The organism is Parvularcula sp. IMCC14364, from assembly GCF_030758415.1.
GTDB lineage: Bacteria > Pseudomonadota > Alphaproteobacteria > Caulobacterales > Parvularculaceae > Aquisalinus.
Map to the genome: position 1 here is coordinate 794,620 of NZ_CP132334.1, position 19,966 is coordinate 814,585.

The 19,966-nt window shown below is 55.1% G+C and carries 21 protein-coding genes; 15 read left to right on the forward strand and 6 right to left on the reverse strand.

Translation table 11 applies throughout. The features are described from left to right. The first annotated feature begins 41 nt into the window (after positions 1–41). Entirely contained in the window at positions 42–449 is a 408-nt protein-coding gene (locus tag RAL90_RS03885; protein ID WP_306253211.1) for a RusA family crossover junction endodeoxyribonuclease, read from the forward strand. A 24-nt stretch (positions 450–473) separates the two neighbouring features. Here RAL90_RS03885 and RAL90_RS03890 read toward each other — a convergent pair whose 3' ends face one another. The 3 genes from RAL90_RS03890 to RAL90_RS03900 form a co-directional block, all read right to left on the reverse strand. Continuing rightward, the gene (locus tag RAL90_RS03890) at positions 474–1,052 is read right to left on the reverse strand and encodes a hypothetical protein (RefSeq protein WP_306253212.1); all 579 of its coding nucleotides are present in this window, start codon (positions 1,050–1,052) and stop codon (positions 474–476) included. Positions 1,053–1,138: 86 nt separating this feature from the next. Then, positions 1,139–1,657 carry an SspB family protein gene (locus RAL90_RS03895; protein WP_306253213.1) on the reverse strand — a complete coding sequence of 173 codons (519 nt, stop codon included), beginning with the start codon at positions 1,655–1,657 and terminating at the stop codon, positions 1,139–1,141. Positions 1,658–1,692: 35 nt separating this feature from the next. Beyond that, complete coding sequence (locus tag RAL90_RS03900; protein WP_306253214.1) at positions 1,693–2,835, reverse strand: Mrp/NBP35 family ATP-binding protein; 1,143 nt, start codon at positions 2,833–2,835, stop codon at positions 1,693–1,695. A 154-nt stretch (positions 2,836–2,989) separates the two neighbouring features. Between RAL90_RS03900 and hflK the strand changes: the two genes are divergently transcribed. From hflK to RAL90_RS03915, 3 genes are all read left to right on the forward strand, one after another. Further along, on the forward strand, positions 2,990–4,159 hold the full coding sequence (gene hflK / locus RAL90_RS03905) for an FtsH protease activity modulator HflK (RefSeq protein ID WP_306253215.1): 1,170 nt from the start codon (positions 2,990–2,992) through the stop codon (positions 4,157–4,159). A 9-nt stretch (positions 4,160–4,168) separates the two neighbouring features. Next, positions 4,169–5,065 (forward strand): protease modulator HflC, encoded by an 897-nt coding sequence (gene hflC, locus RAL90_RS03910; RefSeq protein WP_306253216.1) that lies wholly within the window; start codon positions 4,169–4,171, stop codon positions 5,063–5,065. A 136-nt stretch (positions 5,066–5,201) separates the two neighbouring features. After that, positions 5,202–6,605 carry a Do family serine endopeptidase gene (locus RAL90_RS03915; protein WP_306253217.1) on the forward strand — a complete coding sequence of 468 codons (1,404 nt, stop codon included), beginning with the start codon at positions 5,202–5,204 and terminating at the stop codon, positions 6,603–6,605. On the opposite strand, the gene serB is transcribed toward RAL90_RS03915, so the two are convergent. After that, entirely contained in the window at positions 6,595–7,479 is an 885-nt protein-coding gene (serB, locus tag RAL90_RS03920; RefSeq protein WP_306253218.1) for a phosphoserine phosphatase SerB, read from the reverse strand. The genes RAL90_RS03915 and serB overlap by 11 nt on opposite strands. 19 nt (positions 7,480–7,498) lie before the next feature. Between serB and miaA the strand changes: the two genes are divergently transcribed. After that, positions 7,499–8,428, forward strand: a complete 930-nt coding sequence (gene miaA, locus RAL90_RS03925; RefSeq protein WP_306253219.1) for a tRNA (adenosine(37)-N6)-dimethylallyltransferase MiaA — start codon at positions 7,499–7,501, stop codon at positions 8,426–8,428. A 52-nt stretch (positions 8,429–8,480) separates the two neighbouring features. Beyond that, positions 8,481–9,503: a ketol-acid reductoisomerase gene (ilvC, locus tag RAL90_RS03930; RefSeq protein WP_306253220.1), complete on the forward strand. Its 1,023-nt coding sequence runs from the start codon at positions 8,481–8,483 to the stop codon at positions 9,501–9,503. Here ilvC and RAL90_RS03935 read toward each other — a convergent pair. After that, on the reverse strand, positions 9,457–10,674 hold the full coding sequence (locus tag RAL90_RS03935; protein WP_306253221.1) for an acyltransferase family protein: 1,218 nt from the start codon (positions 10,672–10,674) through the stop codon (positions 9,457–9,459). The two genes, ilvC and RAL90_RS03935, sit on opposite strands and share 47 nt — an antisense overlap. Positions 10,675–10,890: 216 nt before the next feature. On the opposite strand from RAL90_RS03935, the gene RAL90_RS03940 reads away from it, so the two are divergent. Further along, a complete protein-coding gene (locus RAL90_RS03940; RefSeq protein WP_306253222.1) occupies positions 10,891–11,772 on the forward strand; it encodes a LytTR family DNA-binding domain-containing protein in 882 nt (293 codons plus the stop codon). On the opposite strand, the gene RAL90_RS03945 is transcribed toward RAL90_RS03940, so the two are convergent. Then, positions 11,773–12,438: an alpha/beta hydrolase gene (locus tag RAL90_RS03945; RefSeq protein WP_306253223.1), complete on the reverse strand. Its 666-nt coding sequence runs from the start codon at positions 12,436–12,438 to the stop codon at positions 11,773–11,775. 211 nt (positions 12,439–12,649) lie between these two features. Between RAL90_RS03945 and RAL90_RS03950 the strand changes: the two genes are divergently transcribed. Genes RAL90_RS03950 through RAL90_RS03985 form a run of 8 tightly spaced genes read left to right on the forward strand, consistent with a single transcriptional unit; the run spans position 12,650 to position 19,961 of the window. Further along, on the forward strand, positions 12,650–13,120 hold the full coding sequence (locus RAL90_RS03950; protein WP_306253224.1) for an Rrf2 family transcriptional regulator: 471 nt from the start codon (positions 12,650–12,652) through the stop codon (positions 13,118–13,120). Continuing rightward, positions 13,120–14,280 (forward strand): cysteine desulfurase family protein, encoded by a 1,161-nt coding sequence (locus RAL90_RS03955; RefSeq protein WP_306253225.1) that lies wholly within the window; start codon positions 13,120–13,122, stop codon positions 14,278–14,280. The genes RAL90_RS03950 and RAL90_RS03955 overlap by 1 nt, the downstream gene beginning before the upstream one ends. Beyond that, entirely contained in the window at positions 14,277–14,579 is a 303-nt protein-coding gene (locus RAL90_RS03960; protein ID WP_306253226.1) for a DUF1330 domain-containing protein, read from the forward strand. Before RAL90_RS03955 ends, RAL90_RS03960 begins: the two co-directional genes overlap by 4 nt. Continuing rightward, on the forward strand, positions 14,576–16,105 hold the full coding sequence (gene sufB / locus RAL90_RS03965) for a Fe-S cluster assembly protein SufB (RefSeq protein WP_306253227.1): 1,530 nt from the start codon (positions 14,576–14,578) through the stop codon (positions 16,103–16,105). The genes RAL90_RS03960 and sufB overlap by 4 nt, the downstream gene beginning before the upstream one ends. Further along, positions 16,105–16,809, forward strand: coding sequence for an SDR family NAD(P)-dependent oxidoreductase (locus RAL90_RS03970; RefSeq protein WP_306253228.1), 705 nt, complete (start codon positions 16,105–16,107; stop codon positions 16,807–16,809). Before sufB ends, RAL90_RS03970 begins: the two co-directional genes overlap by 1 nt. Continuing rightward, positions 16,802–17,551 (forward strand): Fe-S cluster assembly ATPase SufC, encoded by a 750-nt coding sequence (gene sufC, locus RAL90_RS03975; RefSeq protein ID WP_306253229.1) that lies wholly within the window; start codon positions 16,802–16,804, stop codon positions 17,549–17,551. Before RAL90_RS03970 ends, sufC begins: the two co-directional genes overlap by 8 nt. Continuing rightward, on the forward strand, positions 17,551–18,744 hold the full coding sequence (gene sufD / locus RAL90_RS03980) for a Fe-S cluster assembly protein SufD (protein WP_306253230.1): 1,194 nt from the start codon (positions 17,551–17,553) through the stop codon (positions 18,742–18,744). Before sufC ends, sufD begins: the two co-directional genes overlap by 1 nt. Continuing rightward, entirely contained in the window at positions 18,741–19,961 is a 1,221-nt protein-coding gene (locus RAL90_RS03985; protein ID WP_306253231.1) for a SufS family cysteine desulfurase, read from the forward strand. The genes sufD and RAL90_RS03985 overlap by 4 nt, the downstream gene beginning before the upstream one ends. Positions 19,962–19,966: the final 5 nt, after the last annotated feature.

A 19,966-nucleotide genomic window follows, 5' to 3' on the forward strand; every position in this document is an offset into this window, starting at 1 on the left:
GAAGGGCTGTGCGCCGGGGGCAGGTTGTTTACAATAGTCCCATGAGATCAACAGGGTTCCGGGGTAAGGGTAAAGTGCAGATCGCCTTTCGCGGTGATACAGCGCTCCTGCGTATTGATGCAGCCACCACGCAAACCCGTCGGTTAAAGAAACTGGTGGCGGATTTCTGCCGCCGCGAAGTGGCAAGCCGCCGACCCTGGTTTGGTCCATTTGAAGTGCATATCTGGACCAGCGTTCGGGATGACAAGCGGGGCGCGCATGACGTGGATAACATTGCGAAAGCCTGCCTTGATGCGCTGAACGGCGTTTTCTGGCGCGATGACCGCCAGGTTGTGCGGCTGACCTCAGAGAAGTTTATCGGCGATGTGAACCAGATCGCCATTCTGGTGCGCCCCCTTGATGGTGCACCTGAAAGCCATGAACTGGACGAGAATCTTTTCGATCTTTAGGGGCGGCTGTGCGTCCTCTGAGGGTCAGTAGGTTTTTTCACCAGTGTTGTAATAAGTAACAAACTGGCGCTGCGTTTTCAGTTCCTGATCAATGCGCTGCGTACTTTGCGAGTGTCTCGCGCGCAGGCGGTCAATCAATTCCGTGCGCAATGTTGCGCCTTGCTCTCCGCCTTCGATCACCCTGCTGTCGAGCACAAGTTTCAGGACATTGCCAAACTTGCGCAGATCCGTGCGCTTCTGCAGCACACAGTTCTGGTATTTCTTGACCCAGAGTGGATTGACAAACCAGGACCCCGGTCCCCCGCCAATCTCGTTTTCCATGGACACGCGTAAATCTGTGCAACCCTGCACCTGCCGGTCAAGCTCAGCCAGTACCGCAGCAAGATCTATCTCAGACAATAGCCGCATCCGTGAGATATCTATTTCGGAGGTATAATTCGTGGATTCCGGTGGTGAGAGATAGTTGATGTAAGTCTGTGCGTGAATTTCTTCGGTAACGATCTCGTCCGGATGTTCCAGTGTTTCGCTCTCGATTTGTGCCAGGGATGCCGCCGGGAAGACCGCAGCAAGGAAGGCCAGACCAACGATAACGTGCTTTTTCATGTTATACCGCCATATGATTCTCTCGCACAGGATATGCGCTGAAAGCAGAGCTGTTAAGGGGAAAAGCAGGCGCTTTCGGGGCAGTGTTATTTTTTGCGGAATGCGTCGAGGCTGACAACTTCAGCGGATGTATCAGGCGTGCTGGCGTCGTCACTGGCGCTCTCATCTTTTTTCGCGCTTGATGAAGTATTTTCAGGCGCTGGCGCTTCTTCGTCTCCGGCGGGTGCATCCTCTGCCGCGTCGGCCGGTTCAAAGCGCAGGGCATAATCGCAGGATGGGTCTACGAAATTGGTGAGGGCGTCGTAGGGGACGATCAGCCGGTCTGGTTCACCCTTGAAATGCAGGGTGACTTCAAAATGGTCTTCATGGACCTGCAGGTCTTCAAACTTGTGCTGCAGAACAATCGTCATGCGTTCAGGGTAAGCCCCAAGCAGCCCGTCGGAGACATTCACACCGGGGGCACGGGTCAGAAACTCAATATAAAAGTGATGATCGCCCGGTACATCGCCCAATTCCTTTGTAATGGACAGGACATCCCGAACCACGCGGCGCAGCGCCTGCTGTGTCAGGTAGGCATAATCAAGTTCAATGTCGTTCGTGGTCATGTGCACAAGTATCCTGCGGGCATGTTACAATATCCTTACGAAGCCTGCTCGCCCGGCACAAGACTGAGTTTATCGGCAATTTGCTGCGACAGGTCCCGGAAGAGGGCAGCATTGGGGTTGTCCGGATCATAGGCGCCAAGCGGTGTGCCGGAATCCGAGGCTGCCCGGATCAATGGAATGAGCGGTACTTCGCCTAAAAACGGCACGTCAAGTTCTTCTGCTGCCTTGCGGGCACCGCCTTCGCCAAACAGGGGCAGCCGCTCGCCGTCTTCCTGTTCAAGATAGGCCATATTCTCGATCAATCCGAGGACAGGTGTGTCCATCTGCCGGAACAGCGCAGCCCCGCGTCGCACATCGGCCAGCGCCATTTCCTGCGGCGTTGAGACAATCACAGCGCCGGAGAGTTGCGTTTTCTGTAACAGGGTGAGGTGCGCATCACCGGTACCGGGCGGCGTATCAATCAACAGGATATCCAGCTCCCCCCAGTTCACTTCAGTGAAGAGTTGCTGCACTGCCCCCATGACCATCGGGCCACGCCAGGCAATCGCTTTTTCCTCAGGGATCAACAACCCGATCGACATCAGCTTTACGCCATAAGCGACCATTGGCTGAATCTGGCCATCTGCGAAAGAGGCTTTCTGCTTGAGACCAAACAGAACGGGAAGGGAAGGGCCGTAAATATCCGCATCCATCAAGCCGACACGATAGCCCGCCTGCGCAAAGGCAACTGCCAGGTTGGCGGCAATCGTTGACTTGCCAACGCCGCCCTTGCCGCTGGCCACGGCGACAATCCGGCGAACAAAAGGCATGACGATATTTTCGGATACTTTGCTGCCTTCCACGCCAAATGGATTGGCATGGCCGCCGCGCGGGCTATCCGGCGTCACTTTCGCCTTGTGGGCGGTGGCGACAACAATCGCTTTGGAAATACCGTCAACAGCCTCGGTCCTGTCTTTGATTTCAGCCTGCAGTTTGTCATTCAGCGGGCTGGGACCGCCGGGCAGTTCAACCGTAATCGTCACCTTGGCGCCATTTTCGCCATCGGCGAAGGAGGCGCTGGTGACAAAGTTTGTTGTCAGAACGTCCTTGCCCGTACGCGGATCAATCACGCTGGAGAGGGCGGCGCGAAGCGCTGCTTCCACTTCCAGGCCGTTCGGGTTTTTGCTGAACCAGTTCATAGAAATCTCGAATTTTTGGGGGAAAGCCTGCTCAAGTCGTTGAAAACCAACTAAAATCAGGTCGCAGCATTGCGATTCCGAATTTCAGTGTCATATATAACCGAAACGGGCTAACGGCTAGTCCCTATTCAACTTGAAAGATACAGGAACTCATATGCCTTGGACAGACAAGCCTGGCGGGAACGGATCAAATAGTAACGGTTCGGGCAATGGAAATCGTGGGCCCTGGGGCCAGCCTCCACGCGGTAATGGCGGTGGCAATAACGGCGGTGGCGGTCAGCAGCCTGACCTCGAAGACCTTTTGAAGTCCGGTCGTGAGCGCTTCAAGCGCAGCATGGGCGGTGGTCAGGGCGGCGGCTCTGGCGGCGGCACGGGACTCGAGGGACTGCCCAAGGGACCGGCAATGCTTCTGATCGTCGGGGCATTTGTCATTCTGTACGGCCTCAACGCTTTCTATCGTGTTGAGCCCGGTGAAGTTTCAGTCGTCACCACATTTGGCAAATATTCCGGCGTTGAGGCCAGCGGTATGCGCGTCCATTTCCCGCCTGTGCAGTCAAAAGAGATCGTGCTGGTTGCCCAGGACAGGTCGATTGATGTTGGCATCAACAGCAGATCCGTTGACGAGAGTGCGATGCTGACCAGTGACCTCAATATCGCCAATGTTACGTTGTCCGTGAACTGGAAAATCCAGGAAGGCGTCACCGAGCCGGGTGAAATGCCGGGTGCGGCCAAATATGTTTTCAATGTCGAAAACCAGGAGCAACTAGTCAAGGCGATTGCCGAAGCCGCTGTTCGAGAAGTTGTCGGCAGCAGCGAGTTTGATCCGCTGGTGACCAATGGCCGTGCCATCGTGCCAGAGCAGATGCAGGTGATCATGCAGGAAGCGCTCGATAATTATGAGTCGGGTATCGAAATTCTCTCCGTCAACTTCGACAAGGCCGAGCCGCCCACTGAGGTGATCGAAACCCAGCTTGATGTGATCAACGCCCGCTCTGAAAAAGCGCAGAAAATCAACGTCGCGCAGGCCTATGCGAACCGCGAAGTGCCGCGTGCCCGCGGTGAAGCGCAAGAGAAAATCTTCCAGGCTCAGGCCTATGAAGCACGCGTTGTGGCAGAATCACGCGGTGCAGCGTCACGGTTTAATGATATTTACACCGAGTATGCAAAAGCGCCGGAGGTCACGCGCCAGCGCATGTATCTCGAAACAGTCGAGAGTGTGTTGAGTGACATGAACAAGATTGTCATTGACGATCAGGCAGGGGGCACGGTTCCGTATCTCTCCCTGAATGAATTGACCCGCAGCAGATCAACAGCGTCGAACTAGGAAATTAACATGCCAAATATTATGCGTGGTGCAGCTATCATCATTCTGGCAGTCGTCGTTGTTGTCGGCAGTCAGACATTCTTCACAGTCAATGAAAAGCAGCAGGCAATCGTCCTGCAACTCGGTGATCCGGTTTTCACCGTGACCGAGCCAGGGTTGAAGATGAAGTTCCCCTTCATCAACGATGTTGTTTTTGTCGATAAGCGGAACCTTGAATTCGACATGCCGCAGGCAGTGCCGATTATTGCGTCCAACGAAGAGCGGCTGAATGTTGACGCTTTCATCCGCTACGAGATCACTGATCCGTTGCTGTATTATCAAAGCTTCCGGCAGGGGTCGGCAAACTTTGACAATATCCGCCGTATCAGTAATCAGCGTCTCTCCCAGCTTTTGACTACGAATATGAGAAACGTGCTGGGCGGCGTGCGCATAAATGAAATCATTACCACGCGGCGTACGGAGCTGATGCGGGAAATTCAGAGCCGCACGGCACTGCAGGCAAGTCGTTTTGGTGTTGAGATCATTGATCTGCGCATCAGACGTGCAGACTTCCCCGACGAAAACGCGGCCCGGGTCTATGACCGGATGAAGTCAGAATATGTCCAGGAAGCCGATCGTCTCCGCGCGGAAGGTGATGAGGAAGCCAAGATCATCACGTCAGAAGCTGACAAGCAGGTTATTACCATTCTTGCGACCGCTGAGGAAGAAGCACAGAAAATACGTGGCCGCGCGGACGCCGAGCGGAATGCGATCTTTGCAGATGCGTATAACCGGGACCCGGAATTCTTCGCCTTCTATCGGTCATTGCTCTCTTACGAGACCGCGCTGAAGGACGATGAAACAACCATCATCCTTTCGCCGGATTCTGACTTCTTCAGGTATTTCAATAACTTGAACGGAAATTGAGACGTATTTTCGTCCCGGTTTTCATCAAAGGCATGTTACAACAGCGAAAACCGGCAGGTTTTCGCTTGCCCGCCCTTACGGTTGGGCTACGCTATTTATAGTTAATGAGAGCGCCTGATCCGGGCGATCATAAATTATGAGAGGTATCGGTATGCAGGCTCAGCTGTCACCTTACAAACTTACCCTGTCAGTTCTGGCGGTATTGGCGCTTTGCCTGGCCCCTGCGACGGCACGGGGCACACCAAACGGTTTTGCTGATCTGGTTGAAGATCTTGCCCCTGCTGTCGTCAGCATTTCCTCGTCACAAAATCTGGGGTCCAGTTTTGGTGAAAATGAACAGCTGCGTCGCTTTGAGGACAAATTGAACAACCCGGCGGTCTCTCTTGGCTCAGGCTTCATTATCGATTCGAGCGGTATTGTCGTCACCAACAATCACGTGATTGAAGGCGCAGACGAAATCAAAGTCACCATGGAAGACGGCACGGAATATGATGCCGATGCCATCGGTATTGATCAGGAAACTGATCTTGCTGTTTTGCAAATCCGCAATGCTCCGAGGCTGCCTGCCGTCGAATTCGGCGACTCCAGAAAACTGAGAGTTGGGGACTGGGTGCTGGCGATTGGGGGGCCGTTCGGCCTTGGCGGATCTGTTTCTGCTGGCATCGTCTCTGCCCAGAACCGCGATATCCGCAGTGGCCTTTATGATGATTACATCCAGACTGATGCTGCCATCAATCGCGGCAATTCCGGGGGGCCGCTGTTCAATACAGACGGCGAGGTTGTCGGTATCAACACAGCGATCTTCTCCCAGACCGGTGGCTCTGTTGGCGTCGGCTTTGCCGTGCCGTCAGAACTGGCAGAGGGTATTGTTCGCCAACTGAGAGAATTTGGTGAAACCATGCGTGGCTGGCTCGGCGTCAACCTGGCTGACCTGTCGCCGGAAGAAGCCAGTGATTACGGCCTGGAAGACAATAAAGGCGCCATGGTCATGACAGTGCGCAGCAACAGCCCGGCATTGCGGGGCGGAATGCAGTCACAGGACTTTGTCATTCGCTATGACGGCAAGGAGATCGCGGAAGTGCGTGATCTGACACGCGCAGTCGCTGACACGCCTGTCGGTAAAACGGTAACGATCCGTGTTTTGCGTGAAGGACGCCCTGTCAATCTGCGGGTGACGATTGACCGCCGTGAGACAAACTTTGCCGCACTTGGCTCATTTGAATTGATGCAGAGTGATCTGCCAAGTGGTGCGGCTGCAACGTCAGGCATGATCCTGCAACAGCCGACAATGGCAATCCGCGATGCTTTCGGCCTCGACAGTAATGTTGAAGGTGTGGTCGTGACTGCTGTTGATCCGGATAGTCCGGCGGCCAGCGTACTGCGTCCGGGCGATGTGATCCTCGAACTTGGCTATCAGCCGGTGGAGAATCCTGATGATCTTGTCGAGCGCATGGAGAAGCTGCGTAACCTGAATTCAGGCCCGTTGCAGATATTCGTACAGCGCGGCGACATGATGTTCTATGAACTGATCAGGCCGTAATAAACTCTGCCTTTGGAATGCCCTGCAGATATAGCAGGGCTGTCAGGTCTGCGTGATCAATACGGATGCGCGCAGCTTCTGCAACTATCGGCTTGGCATGGAAGGCAACGCCCGTGCCTGCTGCCTGCAGCATATCAAGGTCATTGGCACCGTCTCCAACGGCAAGGGCTTCCGCAGGCGTCAGACCTTCAAGCGTGCAGATATTTTCCAGCGCTTCTTTTTTGGCAGCCCGGCCGAAAATCGGCTCTTCCAGATCGCCAGTGAGCAAACCATCCCTGATGGTCAGGACGTTGCCCTGATTTTCCAGAAAGCCGACAGCCTGGGCGATCCGGTGGGTAAAATACGTAAAGCCACCTGAAACCAATGCTGTCATTGCCCCGCGTGCATTCATGGTCCTGACCAGTTCTGTGGCACCACTGGTCAGCGTGATGCGCTGTTCCAGCGTCTCGTCCAGCTTACTTGCTGGCAGTCCGGCGAGCATTGAGACCCGTTCACGCAAAGCGGCTTCGAAGTCCAGTTCCCCGTGCATGGCGCGCTCGGTGATGGCAGATATTTCTGCCTGTTTACCGGCAAATGCAGCCAGCTCATCAAGGCATTCCTGCTGAATAATCGTCGAATCCATGTCGGCAATCAGAAGTTTCTTCTCCCGGCCTGCTGCGGCTTGCGCAGCAATATCTATGGGCAAATTTTCGGTCAGCTCACGGATGGCTTGAAGCGTTTCAGCGCTCAAGGGCTTTGCCGTTTCAACCTCAGCCGCAATCCCTTCTGCCAATACACGCAATGCGCCATGCGTGAGTGTGCGGACATCATCAAGAAGCCGGGGCATCAAGGCCGGTGTCGCGGGATGACAGACAAGGGTGAGAATATAGGACATTTGTGCTACTCGCCTGAGAATGGAAGAAAATCATCGAACACCAGCTATCCTTATTGCAGGGCCCACTGCCAGCGGCAAGTCTGCTGCCGCGCTGCAGGTCGCAGAAGCTGTTGACGGCGAGATCATCAATGCGGACGCCATGCAGGTCTATCAGGACTTACGTGTACTGACCGCGCGCCCCGCTCAAGACGAGATGCGCCGTGTGCCGCATCATCTTTACGGCAAGATGGATGGCGCGGAGAAATGTTCCGCCGGTGTCTGGGCGCGGCAGGCAGCAGCGATCATTGAAGAAGTACGTGCCCGGGGGCGGCATCCGGTCATCGTTGGGGGCACGGGGCTATACTTCAAAGCGCTAGATGAAGGGCTATCGCCGATCCCGGACGTGCCGGCGTCTGTGCGTGAGGCGGCGCAGGAGCTTTATGATGACATTGGCCCGGACGCTTTCCGGCAGAAAGTCATCGCCGTTGATCCGCTGATGGCGCGCTTGCCAGCAGCGGATCGTCAGCGGCTGGTGCGTGCCTGGGAAGTGTTCGCCCATACCGCACTTCCCCTGTCAGAGTTTCAGGCCCTGCCCAAACGCCCCCTGATAGAGGGGCCGATTTTGAAAGCCATTATCAATCCCCCCCGTGAAACGCTGTATGCGCATTGCGATACTCGCTTCGATCACATGATTGCCGCCGGGGCGGTGCGCGAAGTGGAGGCGCTGCTGGCAAGACAGCTGCCAGCATCCCTGCCAGTCATGAAGTCCCTCGGTGTGCCGGAGCTGGCGTCATATCTTGCCGGTGATGCTGATCTTGAGGGAGCAACCGAGCTGGCAAAGCGCCATACACGCCGTTTTGCCAAGCGCCAGATGACCTGGTTCAACGGCCAGACTGCCGACTGGCCGCGTTTCGCAGATGCGAAAGAAGCTGTTGCATTTCTGGTTGAAAATTGCTCAATCACCGGCTGACGAAAAAGAAACCTCCAAGATGTGGCCTCACGGGTGCCTGTAAGGATTTAAGATGCAAGTTTTTTACGATGATGATGCTGATGTCAGCCTGATTGCAGGCAAAAAAGTCGCTGTTGTGGGCTACGGCTCGCAGGGGCGTGGGCACGTGCTCAACCTGCGTGACAGTGGCGTCAGTGATATCGTCGTTGCCCTGAAGGAGGGCTCGGCTACCGCGCAAAAATGCGAGACAGACGGTATCAAGGTCATGTCCGTGCCCGAGGCGGCCAAATGGGCGGACCTCATCATGATCCTGGCACCGGATGAACTGCAAAAGGATATCTATAAGGATCATATCGAGCCGCACCTGACCGGCGGCAAGGCCTTGGCTTTTGCCCATGGTCTCAACATTCATTTCAAGCTGATCGAGCCGGGTACGGATGTTGACATCATCATGATTGCCCCAAAAGGACCAGGTCACACCCTGCGTGCGCAATATGAGGCCGGCAATGGTTTGCCCTGTCTGATTGCGGTCCATCAGGATGCATCCGGCAAGGCACGCGACCTGGCACTTTCCTATGCGGCGGCGATTGGCGGTGGCCGGGCCGGTATTCTTGAAACGAATTTCCGCGAGGAATGTGAAACAGACCTGTTCGGTGAACAGGCGGTCCTGTGTGGTGGGCTTGTCGAATTGATCCGCACAGGTTTTGAAACGCTCGTTGAAGCCGGTTACTCCAAGGAGATGGCCTATTTCGAGTGCCTGCATGAAGTGAAACTTATCGTCGATCTGATTTATGAAGGCGGTATCTCGAACATGAATTATTCTATCTCCAATACAGCTGAATACGGAGAGTACAAGACTGGCCCCCGCCTGATTACCGAAGATACCAAGGCAGAAATGAAACGGGTGCTGAAAGATATTCAGGAAGGCAAATTCGTGCGCGACTGGATGCTGGAATGTCAGGCCGGTCAGCCGAATTTCAAGGCCAAGCGTCAGCTTGATGCGGAACATCCAATCGAGGAAGTGGGAGAAAACCTCAGAGGGATGATGCCTATGCTCCTCCAGGGGAAGAAGCTGGTGGACAAGGAACGGAACTGACCGGCGTCAGCGCGCTATTGCGCCTGCCTTTCAGGCCAAGGACCAGTCGCAGGACAGGAATATGCCGCACCAGTTCGGTGATAATCAGGCAGCCACTGACTGTGATAATCAGTACCAGCGCAAACTCTGTAATGCCTCCAAGCTGCCGTTGGGCAAGATAGTATCCGGCAGCAACAATGATCGTCTGGTGCAGGATATACCAGGAAAACACCGAGCCGGTCATATAGGTCAGGACAGGTGAAGGCCTGTTCAGAAAGCGCTGAGCCAGCCCCAGCAGCAGGACAATTACCCACCAGGCATAAAGCACACGCCAGGCGCGCAATACGTTTATGAACGCCGTGTCTGGCACAAGCGAATCCCAGTTGACCCAGAAATAGCCAAGGACAGGAACGGACAGCACGACAATAATAACCGTTGGGCGTAATGATTTGCGCACTGCCAACCAGAAGTCATCGTTTTTCGCAATCAGATACCCAAGCAGAAAAAATGAAAAGCTGATGGCATGGTTTGCCCAGTCATCTGTCAGGGCGTGTGTCGTGGGGAAATGTGGTGTCAGTGAAAACCGATAGATCAGAAAAGGGATGGCAGGGATAAGCAGCAGCCGCCAAGCAGCTTTTTCGCCCCCTGATATGAGCCGGATGAATTGCGCCAACGGCGTTTTTGCCAGTCTGAAAAATGGCACCAGCAACACCAGTATCAGAGTGTAAACCAGCAGATAGACAATGTACCAGAGGTGGTTCCAGGTCGGGGTGGTCACCGGATAAACTTGGTCCAGGCTCAGATAGTTCTGATAAAAACCGGCGAAAGTGTCATCAACCAGACCTGCCTGCCGTAACTCGAACCAGGTTTGCGGCATAACGAGCACACACATTCCGAACACAATGGGGATGCCGATCCTGAAACTGCGGGAGCCAGCGTATTGCAGCAGCGGTGACTTGTCAGAGGCAAACCGGATAGCAACGCCCGAAATAAAAAACAGCAGTGACAGCCGCCACGGGTTCAGCAGCATCATTGGCAGTTCCAGTGTGGCACCCGCATACGGGCTTTTCACATGCCAGTCCCATGTCACATAGAACATGCCGATATGGTAAAAGATCAGCAAGCCGAAGGCGATGACGCGGAGCCAGTCGAGATCGTAACGTCGCTGACAGGAATCTGCTTGTTGTGTCATGAAAATGGTCCTTGCTGCTGGTCTGCTTTTTTTGCCGACACTTCGTTCAGCGGGCCATGATTTTGGGGCAGGGGACCCCCGGGCAGGACGAGAGGCGCGCATCCGCTTTCATCAGGGACCAGAGAAAGCGGCTGTGGGACAGGCGGTATCCAGGCAGGGACGAAATCTGGCCTTGCTGGATTGTCACAGGCGATCAACTCCCGCTTAATGGTGCTCATGCAGCAATCTGAAGAAAATAATCCAGCCATAAGTGCGCTTGAACACGCCCAGCGACGGGAACTTTCCGCCGGTCTGGCAGCGATCCTGACGCTCGGCATATTCCTGACCGTTACAACCATCGTGGAGGTTCTTTCCCATATCTCAGAAGCGGAGCGTGTCGGGAAAATGCCCATCTGGGGGCAGGTTCTGACCGGTGAAGTGACCAGCAGGGTGGTCATTCTGCTGCTGTTATTCGGGCTGTTGATATTGATGATCCGGACGCCACTCAATCTGGATAACTGGCGTCGGCGCCTGCCCGTTTATCTCCTCGCCATGATTGCATTCTCCGTGCTCCATGTGGTGCTGATGGTCCTGTTACGCAAAATCTGCTGGCCGGTTTTTATTGGCGCAGCCTATGATTTCGTCCCATCCGGCAGCAGCCTGCTCGGTGAGTTTGTTTATGAGTTCAGAAAGGATGTGGTCAGTTTCTGGACAGCGTTCGCAGTTATCGGATTATTCCAGCACAATGCCACTTTGCAGCAGGAACTCGCCGGTGCCCGGCAGGAGGCCCGGCAGTTCAGCCGGTTGACGCTCAAATGTGGCGGGCGCAGCATTTTTCTGGATGCCCATCAGATTGAATGGGCCAAAGCTGCCGGGAATTATGTAGAGCTCTTTTCGCAGGGCAAAACACATCTTGCCCGCATGACACTGACAGCGCTTGAAGACCAGCTTGTGGCTGCTGGCGCGGATACAGTAAGGGTGCACCGCTCATGGCTGGTCAACCGCAAGGCCATAGAACAGATCAGGCCCGCAGCAGCAGGTGACCAGCAACTGCTTCTCACGTCAGAAATGCAGGTGCCGGTCAGTCGCCGTTATCGTGATCGGTTGTCTCTGGACTGATCAGTCGTGATATTCGCCTTCCGGCGGCTGTGCCAGACGATAGTCGAGATAGCTTTCGGCGGTTTTCATATATTCGTCCGCATGGCTTTCAAAGAAATGGTCTGCGCCCGGCACCATGGCGAAATCGACCTTCCGGCCTTTCTGGGTGCGGGTTTTTTCAACCATGTCCTTGGTTTCTTCCCATGGACAAATCTTGTCATTTTCACCGTGAATGACGATGCCCGATGACGGGCAGGGCGCAAGGAAGGTGAAATCATACAGATTTGCCGAGGCTGATGCGGAGAGAAAACCGACAATCTCCGGCCTGCGCATCAGAAGTTGCATTCCGATCCAGGCGCCAAAAGAGAACCCGGCAACCCAGACAAACGGGGCATTAGGGTTGAGCGACTGCAGATAGTCCAGCGCGGTTGCCGCGTCGGAAAGTTCTCCCTGGCCCTGGTCATATTCACCCTGGCTCTTGTTTACGCCACGAAAATTAAAGCGCAGCACGGCAAAATCCCGCCGCGCGAACATGTGATACATCTCGTAGCAGATCTTGTTGTTCATGGTCCCGCCAAACTGCGGGTGTGGGTGCAGGATCAGCGCGATCGGCGCGGCCTCGCTGCGGGATTTTTGGTAACGACCTTCGAGACGGCCTTCCGGGCCGGCAAAAATGACTTCAGGCATGAATGACCTTATGGGTTCGTCGGGGCGGGAATGTTATCCCGAGTGACCAACTCGGATTTTATATAAAGAATACTGAGATTCATTGATTTTCAGCCGCCCTGAAATGTTGACTAATTTGGTCGGGTTTCTTACGTCTTGTCACGAAAGAAGCCGTTGAACGTGTGGCTATAGCACGTTTTTGGCCAAAAGCCAGAAAAGAGCAATAGAATCAATGAAGCTGACCGCCAGAGCACGATATGCTGTCACCGCCATGGCTGACCTGGCTGCAGTAGCCGGGAATGATCCCGTGTCACTGTCCGAAGTATCCGAGCGCCAGAAAATTTCTGTCGCCTTTCTGGAGCAGTTGTTCAGAAAACTAAAAGCCGCCGATCTGGTGGCAAGCCAGCGCGGTGCATCCGGCGGATATATGCTGGCACAGACACCGGACAACATCCGCATTTCTGATATTGTCAGGGCGGTTGATGAGCCTATTCGCACAACGGCCTGTCTGCCGGGGGAGGCTATCGGGTGCCGTGGCACATCCGTGCGCTGTCTGACTCATGACCTATGGGATGAATTGGGGCGGCATATCGATGTCTTTCTGGGCTCGATCACGCTGGCAGACGTAACCGCCAAGCGCGTTCTTGGTCGTGCAATGATCAACCCGCTGGATGATGCTGACCCGGCACGGGAAGTATCCTGATGGCGCGTATTTTTCTCGATCATAATGCAACGACCCCCCTCAAGCCTGCTGTGCGCGAGGCGATGATTGCCGCCATGGATGCGGGCAACCCGTCATCGGTACATACCGAGGGGCGCAAGGCGAAGGGGTTGCTGGAACAGTCCCGGCAGGAACTGGCGCAGCTTGTCGATGCCCCGACCAATGGTCTTGTGTTTACGGGTGGTGGCACGGAAGCCATCAACATGGCACTTTGGGGCATGGTGCGCCGGGCGGAAAACCCCGTGCGCCATCTCTATATCTCTGCCACGGAACATGATGCAGTCATCAACTGCGCAGAAGCCATCGAGAAATCTGGCCTGGCGACAAAAAAACTTATGAGCCCCCTCCTGTCGGGGGCCTATGATGCGGATCAGTTGCTGGCTGAACTGCAAAACCGGGAGGCACAGAAAGATGGTGCCTTCATGGTTTGTCTGATGCTGGCGAATAACGAGACCGGTGTCATTCAGGACCTTGCGCCGGTCAGGCGCGAAATTTTTGCCCGGGGTGGTTTCCTGTTTGTGGATGCTGCTCAGGCAGTCGGGAAGATTGATGTGTCATTTAATGATTTGCAGGCTGATTTGATGAGCATTGCGGGACATAAATTTGGTGGCCCAAAAGGTGTCGGGGCGCTGGCAACCAAGCCGGGCATCCCGCTGGAGCCATTGATGCAGGGGGGCGGTCAGGAATTGCGCCGCCGCGCTGGCACTGAAAATATGATCGCGATTGCCGGGCTTGGCGCTGCCGCAAGGGCCGCTGACATGCAGCAGATGGCTGACTTGAAACTGTTGCGGGATAAACTGGAGACTGGTCTGAACGCCATAGGTGTTGAAGGTTTGAAAATCTGGGGCGCGGCCACGGAGCGACTGCCCAACACAACCTGTTTTTCAGCACCCGGCTTTTCGTCAGAAACGCAAGTCATGGCGATGGACCTGGCAGGGATCGCTGTTTCTTCCGGGTCGGCATGTTCCTCCGGCAAGGTCAAGGCCAGCCATGTGCTGACTGCCATGGGCGCTAGCGAAGAAGACGCTGCTAGTGCGCTGCGCGTTTCACTCGGCTGGGACACCACAGAAGAAATGATCGATCTGTTTATCGAAAAATGGGGCGAGGCTTATGCCCGTGCCAGAAGGGGCAAAGCGGCATGACCGTCTATTTTACGGCGCAGGTGAAAATCAAGAATCGAGAGGCCTATGATCGGTATGCGTCCCGGTTCATGGAAGTTTTCTCGAAATTCAAGGGCACCATGCTCGCCGCAGATTTCAACCCGACAGTGCTGGCAGGCAACTGGGACAGGGATCGGTTGATACTGATGTCCTTCCCGGATGAAGCCGCCCTCATGGAATGGCTGACCTCTGAAGAATACAAGGAGATTGGCAAGGATCGTGACGAGGGGGCAGAAATGCTTGCCCTGCTCGTACCAGCTTTGGAGTTACCGCAATCATGACAGCAGTAAATGAACGTATTGATCAGGAAACCATCGACACGGCCCGGTCGCTTGAGACGTACAAGCACGGATTTGTGACGGATATCGAATCCGAGAAGGCGCCAAAAGGCCTGAACGAGGATACAGTTCGCTATATTTCTGCCAAGAAAGAGGAGCCTCAATGGATGCTCGACTGGCGACTTGAAGCGTTCCGGCGCTGGCAGCAGATGGACGAGCCGACATGGGCGCATGTTGATTATCCGATCATTGATTATCAGGACCACTATTATTACGCGGAGCCAAAAGCTGGCGCGAAATATGAGTCCATTGATGATGTGCCGCCAGAAATTCTCGCCGATTTTGAGAAACTCGGCATCCCGCTGCGTGAGGCAGAGGTTCTGCTTGGCGTGGAAGGAGCCGCGGCAAGTGCCGCAGAGGCGCGCACAGGTGCCAATCCCGGGGCGAGCCCGAAGGTCGCGGTGGATGCCGTTTTCGACTCTGTTTCTGTGGCAACAACCTTTCAGGCTGAATTGCAGAAAGCCGGCGTGATCTTCATGTCGATCTCGGAAGCAATCCGGGAGCATCCTGAACTGGTCCGGAAATATCTTGGTTCCGTTGTGCCGGTCACGGATAATTTCTTTGCCACCTTGAACTCGGCAGTTTTTTCGGACGGTACATTCGTTTATGTGCCCGAGGGGGTGCGGTGCCCGATGGAGTTGTCCACTTACTTCCGGATCAACGAAGCCAATACAGGCCAGTTTGAGCGGACGCTGATTATTGCGGAAAAAGGCGCCTATGTTTCCTATCTGGAAGGGTGTACAGCGCCGATGCGCGATGAAAACCAGCTCCATGCGGCGGTGGTTGAGCTGGTCGCGCTGGAAGATGCCGAGATAAAATATTCCACTGTGCAGAACTGGTATCCCGGCGACAAAAACGGCAAGGGTGGAATCTATAATTTTGTAACCAAGCGTGCCGACTGCCGGGGAGACAATTCCAAAGTATCCTGGACTCAGGTCGAAACAGGCTCTGCGGTTACCTGGAAATACCCCTCCTGTGTGCTGCGCGGTGATAATTCGGTTGGCGAATTTTACTCAATCGCGATCACCAATAACCATCAACAGGCAGACACGGGCACCAAGATGATTCATCTGGGCAAGAACACGAAAAGCCGGATCATTTCAAAGGGTATCTCTGCAGGCAAGTCTGACCAGACGTATCGCGGCCTCGTCTCCGTGCACCGCAAGGCAGATGGTGTACGTAACTTCACCCAGTGTGACTCCCTCTTGATTGGCGATCAGTGCGGCGCACACACTGTCCCGTATGTGGAGTGCAAGAATGCAGGAGCGATCCTGGAACATGAGGCAACAACGTCGCGCCTGTCGGAGGACCAGTTGTTTTACTGCCGTCAGCGCGGCCTCGACGAAGAAGAAGCAGTGGCGCTGTTGGTCAACGGCTTCTGCCGCGAAGTATTGCAGGAACTGCCGATGGAGTTTGCCGTTGAGGCGCAGAAACTGGTGCAGGTATCACTTGAGGGGAGTGTTGGATAATGACCAATAAAAAAGCAATTATTTGTGGTGTCGGGCCGGGTAATGGCATGGCCATTGCGCGCGCTTTTGCCAAAGGCGGCTACGATCTGGCGCTGCTGGCGCGGAACAAACAGAAACTTGAGGGCTATGCAGAAGATGACGGCCTGAAAGATGTTGCGGTCAAAACCGTCGCCGCTGATTTCTCTGATATGGAGAGTACGGATAAAGGTGTGCGTCAGGCCATCGCAGAACTGGGCGGTGTCGATGTGCTACTGTACAACGCTTCGCTTTATGTTGCCAAAGGCTGGCGCGAACTGACAGGGCCTGACTTGATGGGTGAAGTCACCGTTGGCGCGGGCTCTGCCGTCGCCGCCATGCGTGCAGCGGGAGAAACAATGGCGGATAATGGCGGTGGCACAATCATCGCCACAGGCGGGGGGTCGGCGCTCGACCCCACACTGGTTACAGAAGCCCCCGGCCTTGCCGTCACGAAAGGGGCCATGCGCAACGCCGTGCTCGCCCTTGCACCGCAATATGCCAAAGACGACATCTATCTCGCCACAGTCACCATCATGGGCACAGTGCAGGCCGGCACATTCTATGATCCTGCGAATATCGCCGATGCGATTTATGAAGTCGCTCATGGCAGTGAAAATGAACGCTACACGGAAGTTCTGTATGCAAGTGAACAGGACAAACAGGAGTTTCTGAACAGAAATGCTTAAAATCGACAACCTATACACCTCCGTAAGTGGGGCAGACATCCTCAAAGGTCTTTCCCTGGAAGTGCCGGCCGGCGAAGTACACGCGATCATGGGCCCAAACGGCTCTGGCAAGTCTACCTTGTCCTATGCGGTTACGGGCCGTGATGACTATGAGATCACGCAAGGGGATATTCTGCTGGAAGGCGACAGCCTTCTTGATATGGAGCCGGAAGAACGCGCCGGAGCCGGGCTGTTTCTCTCCTTCCAGCACCCGATGGAAATTCCCGGTGTTGCCACCATGAATTTCATCCGCACCAGCCTCAATGCCCAGCGTAAAGTGCGCGGCGAAGAAGAGGTAAGCGCTGCCGATTTCCTGCGGCTCGTGCGTGAAAAGGCCAAGGTTGTTGGCCTGTCCGATGAAAAGCTGAAGCGTCCGTTCAATGTTGGTTTCTCCGGCGGCGAAAAGAAGCGTATGGAGATGCTGCAAATGGCAATCTTCGAGCCGCGCTTTGCGATCATGGATGAAACAGATTCAGGCCTCGATATCGATGCGTTGAAAATGGTTGGCACTGTCGTGAACGAACTGCGCAGCCCCGATCGTGGCTTTCTGGTCATCACCCATTATCAGCGTCTGCTGGATCATATCAAACCAGACCGCATTCACGTTCTGGCTGATGGCCGCATCGTGAAAACGGGTGGGCCGGAACTGGCGCTGGAGCTGGAGTCAGAAGGCTACGACAAATTTGTCGGTGAGGCGGCCTAATGGCACAGCAGCTGAAACACACAGATTCTGAAAACTCGCTTCTGGCGCTGTTGCCTGCCGGTAACGATGCGGCGCTATTGCGCTCGCAGGGCTTGCCGGGGCGGCGCACGGAAGACTGGCGCTGGTCAGATTTGCGCGGTGTACTGAAAGGGCCGATTGCCCTTTCGGATAAATTTGCCGGCAGCATGTCGGCGGGCCTTCCCGTGCCGGATGCCCTGACATTCACTTTTGCCAATGGACAGTTGATGTCGTCTCCGGAGAACGTGCCGGAGCAGATCCGCTATCTGGTCGGTGCACAGCGCGAAGAAACCGTTTCCGCTGCAATGCCACAACTGGCCGCGTCGCTGGTCGATCAGACGCATACACTCGAAATCACAGGAGAGTGCGCACAGCCTGTGCACCTGCGCTACCTCTCTGATGGTACCGGGATGCACCAGACAAGAGTTCGCATCAGGCTGTCTGAAGGCGCACGGGCCACTATTGTTGAGGAATTCACTGGCGGTGAGCAGGCCTGGCTGGCCAACAGCCTGTCGGAATTTTCACTTTCAGAGAAGGCGGTTCTGACACGGATCGTTTTGCAGGAAGCTGCCCCCGCAGCGATTACCGTTAACACAGCTCTGCTTGATTTGCAGGCGCGCAGCCGTTTTCACCAAACAACGGTGGCTTTTGGCGGGCGCCTGACGCGTCTTGAGACGCAGCTTGTGCAAGGCGCACCTGACAGCCAGGCGACGCTGAATGCGGCCTATCTTCTGAACCAGCAGAACCATCTTGATATGACAACCCTAGTGCATCACCTTGCCGAGCGCGGGGTCACGGGCGAACTGGTCAAGGGTGTACTGGCGGATGCCAGTTGCGGCGTCTTTCAGGGGAAATTCCTCGTGGCGCGCGGGGCACAGAAAATTGATGCCCGCATGGCACATAACGCCTTGCTTCTGTCGGAAAAAGCGGAAGTCAATGCAAAGCCTGAACTGGAAATCTATGCTGATGATGTGGAATGCGCGCATGGCAACACAGCCGGCGCACTGGATGATCAGGCTCTGTTTTACATGCGTCAGCGCGGGCTTTCCGAGCATCAGGCGCGGGCTATTCTGGTTGACGCCTTTCTGGGTGAGGTGCTGGATGACGTGGAAGATGATGCCTTGCGCGCACAGCTCACGGAACGTGTGGGCGCGTTCATGGAGCAGCAATCATGACCTTTGACCTGACTGCCATGCGCGCCCAGTTTCCAATCCTTGAGCAGGAAGTTTACGGCAAGCCCCTTGTCTATCTTGATAACGCAGCATCAGTGCAGAAGCCCAGAGCTGTTATAGAGCGCATGACGGATGTGTTGACCGGGGGCTATGCCAATGTGCATCGCGGCCTTCATTTCATGTCCAACAAGGCAACGGCTGATTATGAAACAGCGCGTGAGAGTGTCCGGAAATATCTGAATGCCGCCAGTAAGGATGAAATAATTTTCACCATGGGGGGCACGGATGCCATCAACCTTGTGGCACATTCGCTTGGTGTCGCGCAGTTGCAGGAAGGAGATGAAATCATCCTCTCCGTCATGGAGCACCATTCCAATATTGTACCCTGGCATCTACTGCGTGAGCGCAAAGGCATCGTTCTGAAGTGGCTTGATGTATCAGAAGATGGCGATATTGACCTTGCGGCTTTTGAGGCGCTGTTTTCTGACCGCACAAAACTGGTCGGCGTGACAGGGCTGTCCAATGTTCTGGGCTGTGAGCCGCCGGTGCAGGAAATGGCAGAAATCGCCCATGCGCATAACGCGCTCATGCTTGTGGACGGGTGCCAGAAATCCGTGCACGGGCCTGTTGATGTGCAGGCGCTGGGCGTCGATTTCTATATTTTGACGGGACACAAGGTCTATGGTCCCAATGGGATTGGTGTTCTGTACGGACGCAAAAAAATTCTGGATCAGATGCCCCCGTTCCGCGGCGGCGGCGAGATGATCGACAAGGTGACACAGGATGAGGTCACCTATAATGATCCGCCACACCGCTTTGAGGCAGGAACACCGCCGATAACCGAAGCTATCGCGCTGGGCGCAGCGGTTGAGTGGGTCATGCAGCAGGATATTCAGGGAGTGCAGGCGCATGAACGGGCGTTGACTGATCATGCCATGGAGGCGTTGGGGGCCTTGAACTTCATTACCCTTTATGGCCGCGACCCTGAAAAAGGCCCGGTTGTTGCTTTCAATCTGGAGGGCGCGCACCCACATGATGTAAGCACGATCCTTGACCGCTCAGGCGTTGCCGTGCGGGCAGGGCACCATTGCTGTCAGCCGCTGATGCACAAACTGGGCGTTACGGCCACGGCACGGGCATCATTTGCCGCGTATAACAGTCACGAAGAGATTGATGTATTTGTTGAGGCGCTGCACAAAGCGCATAATATGCTGGGATAAAGAAT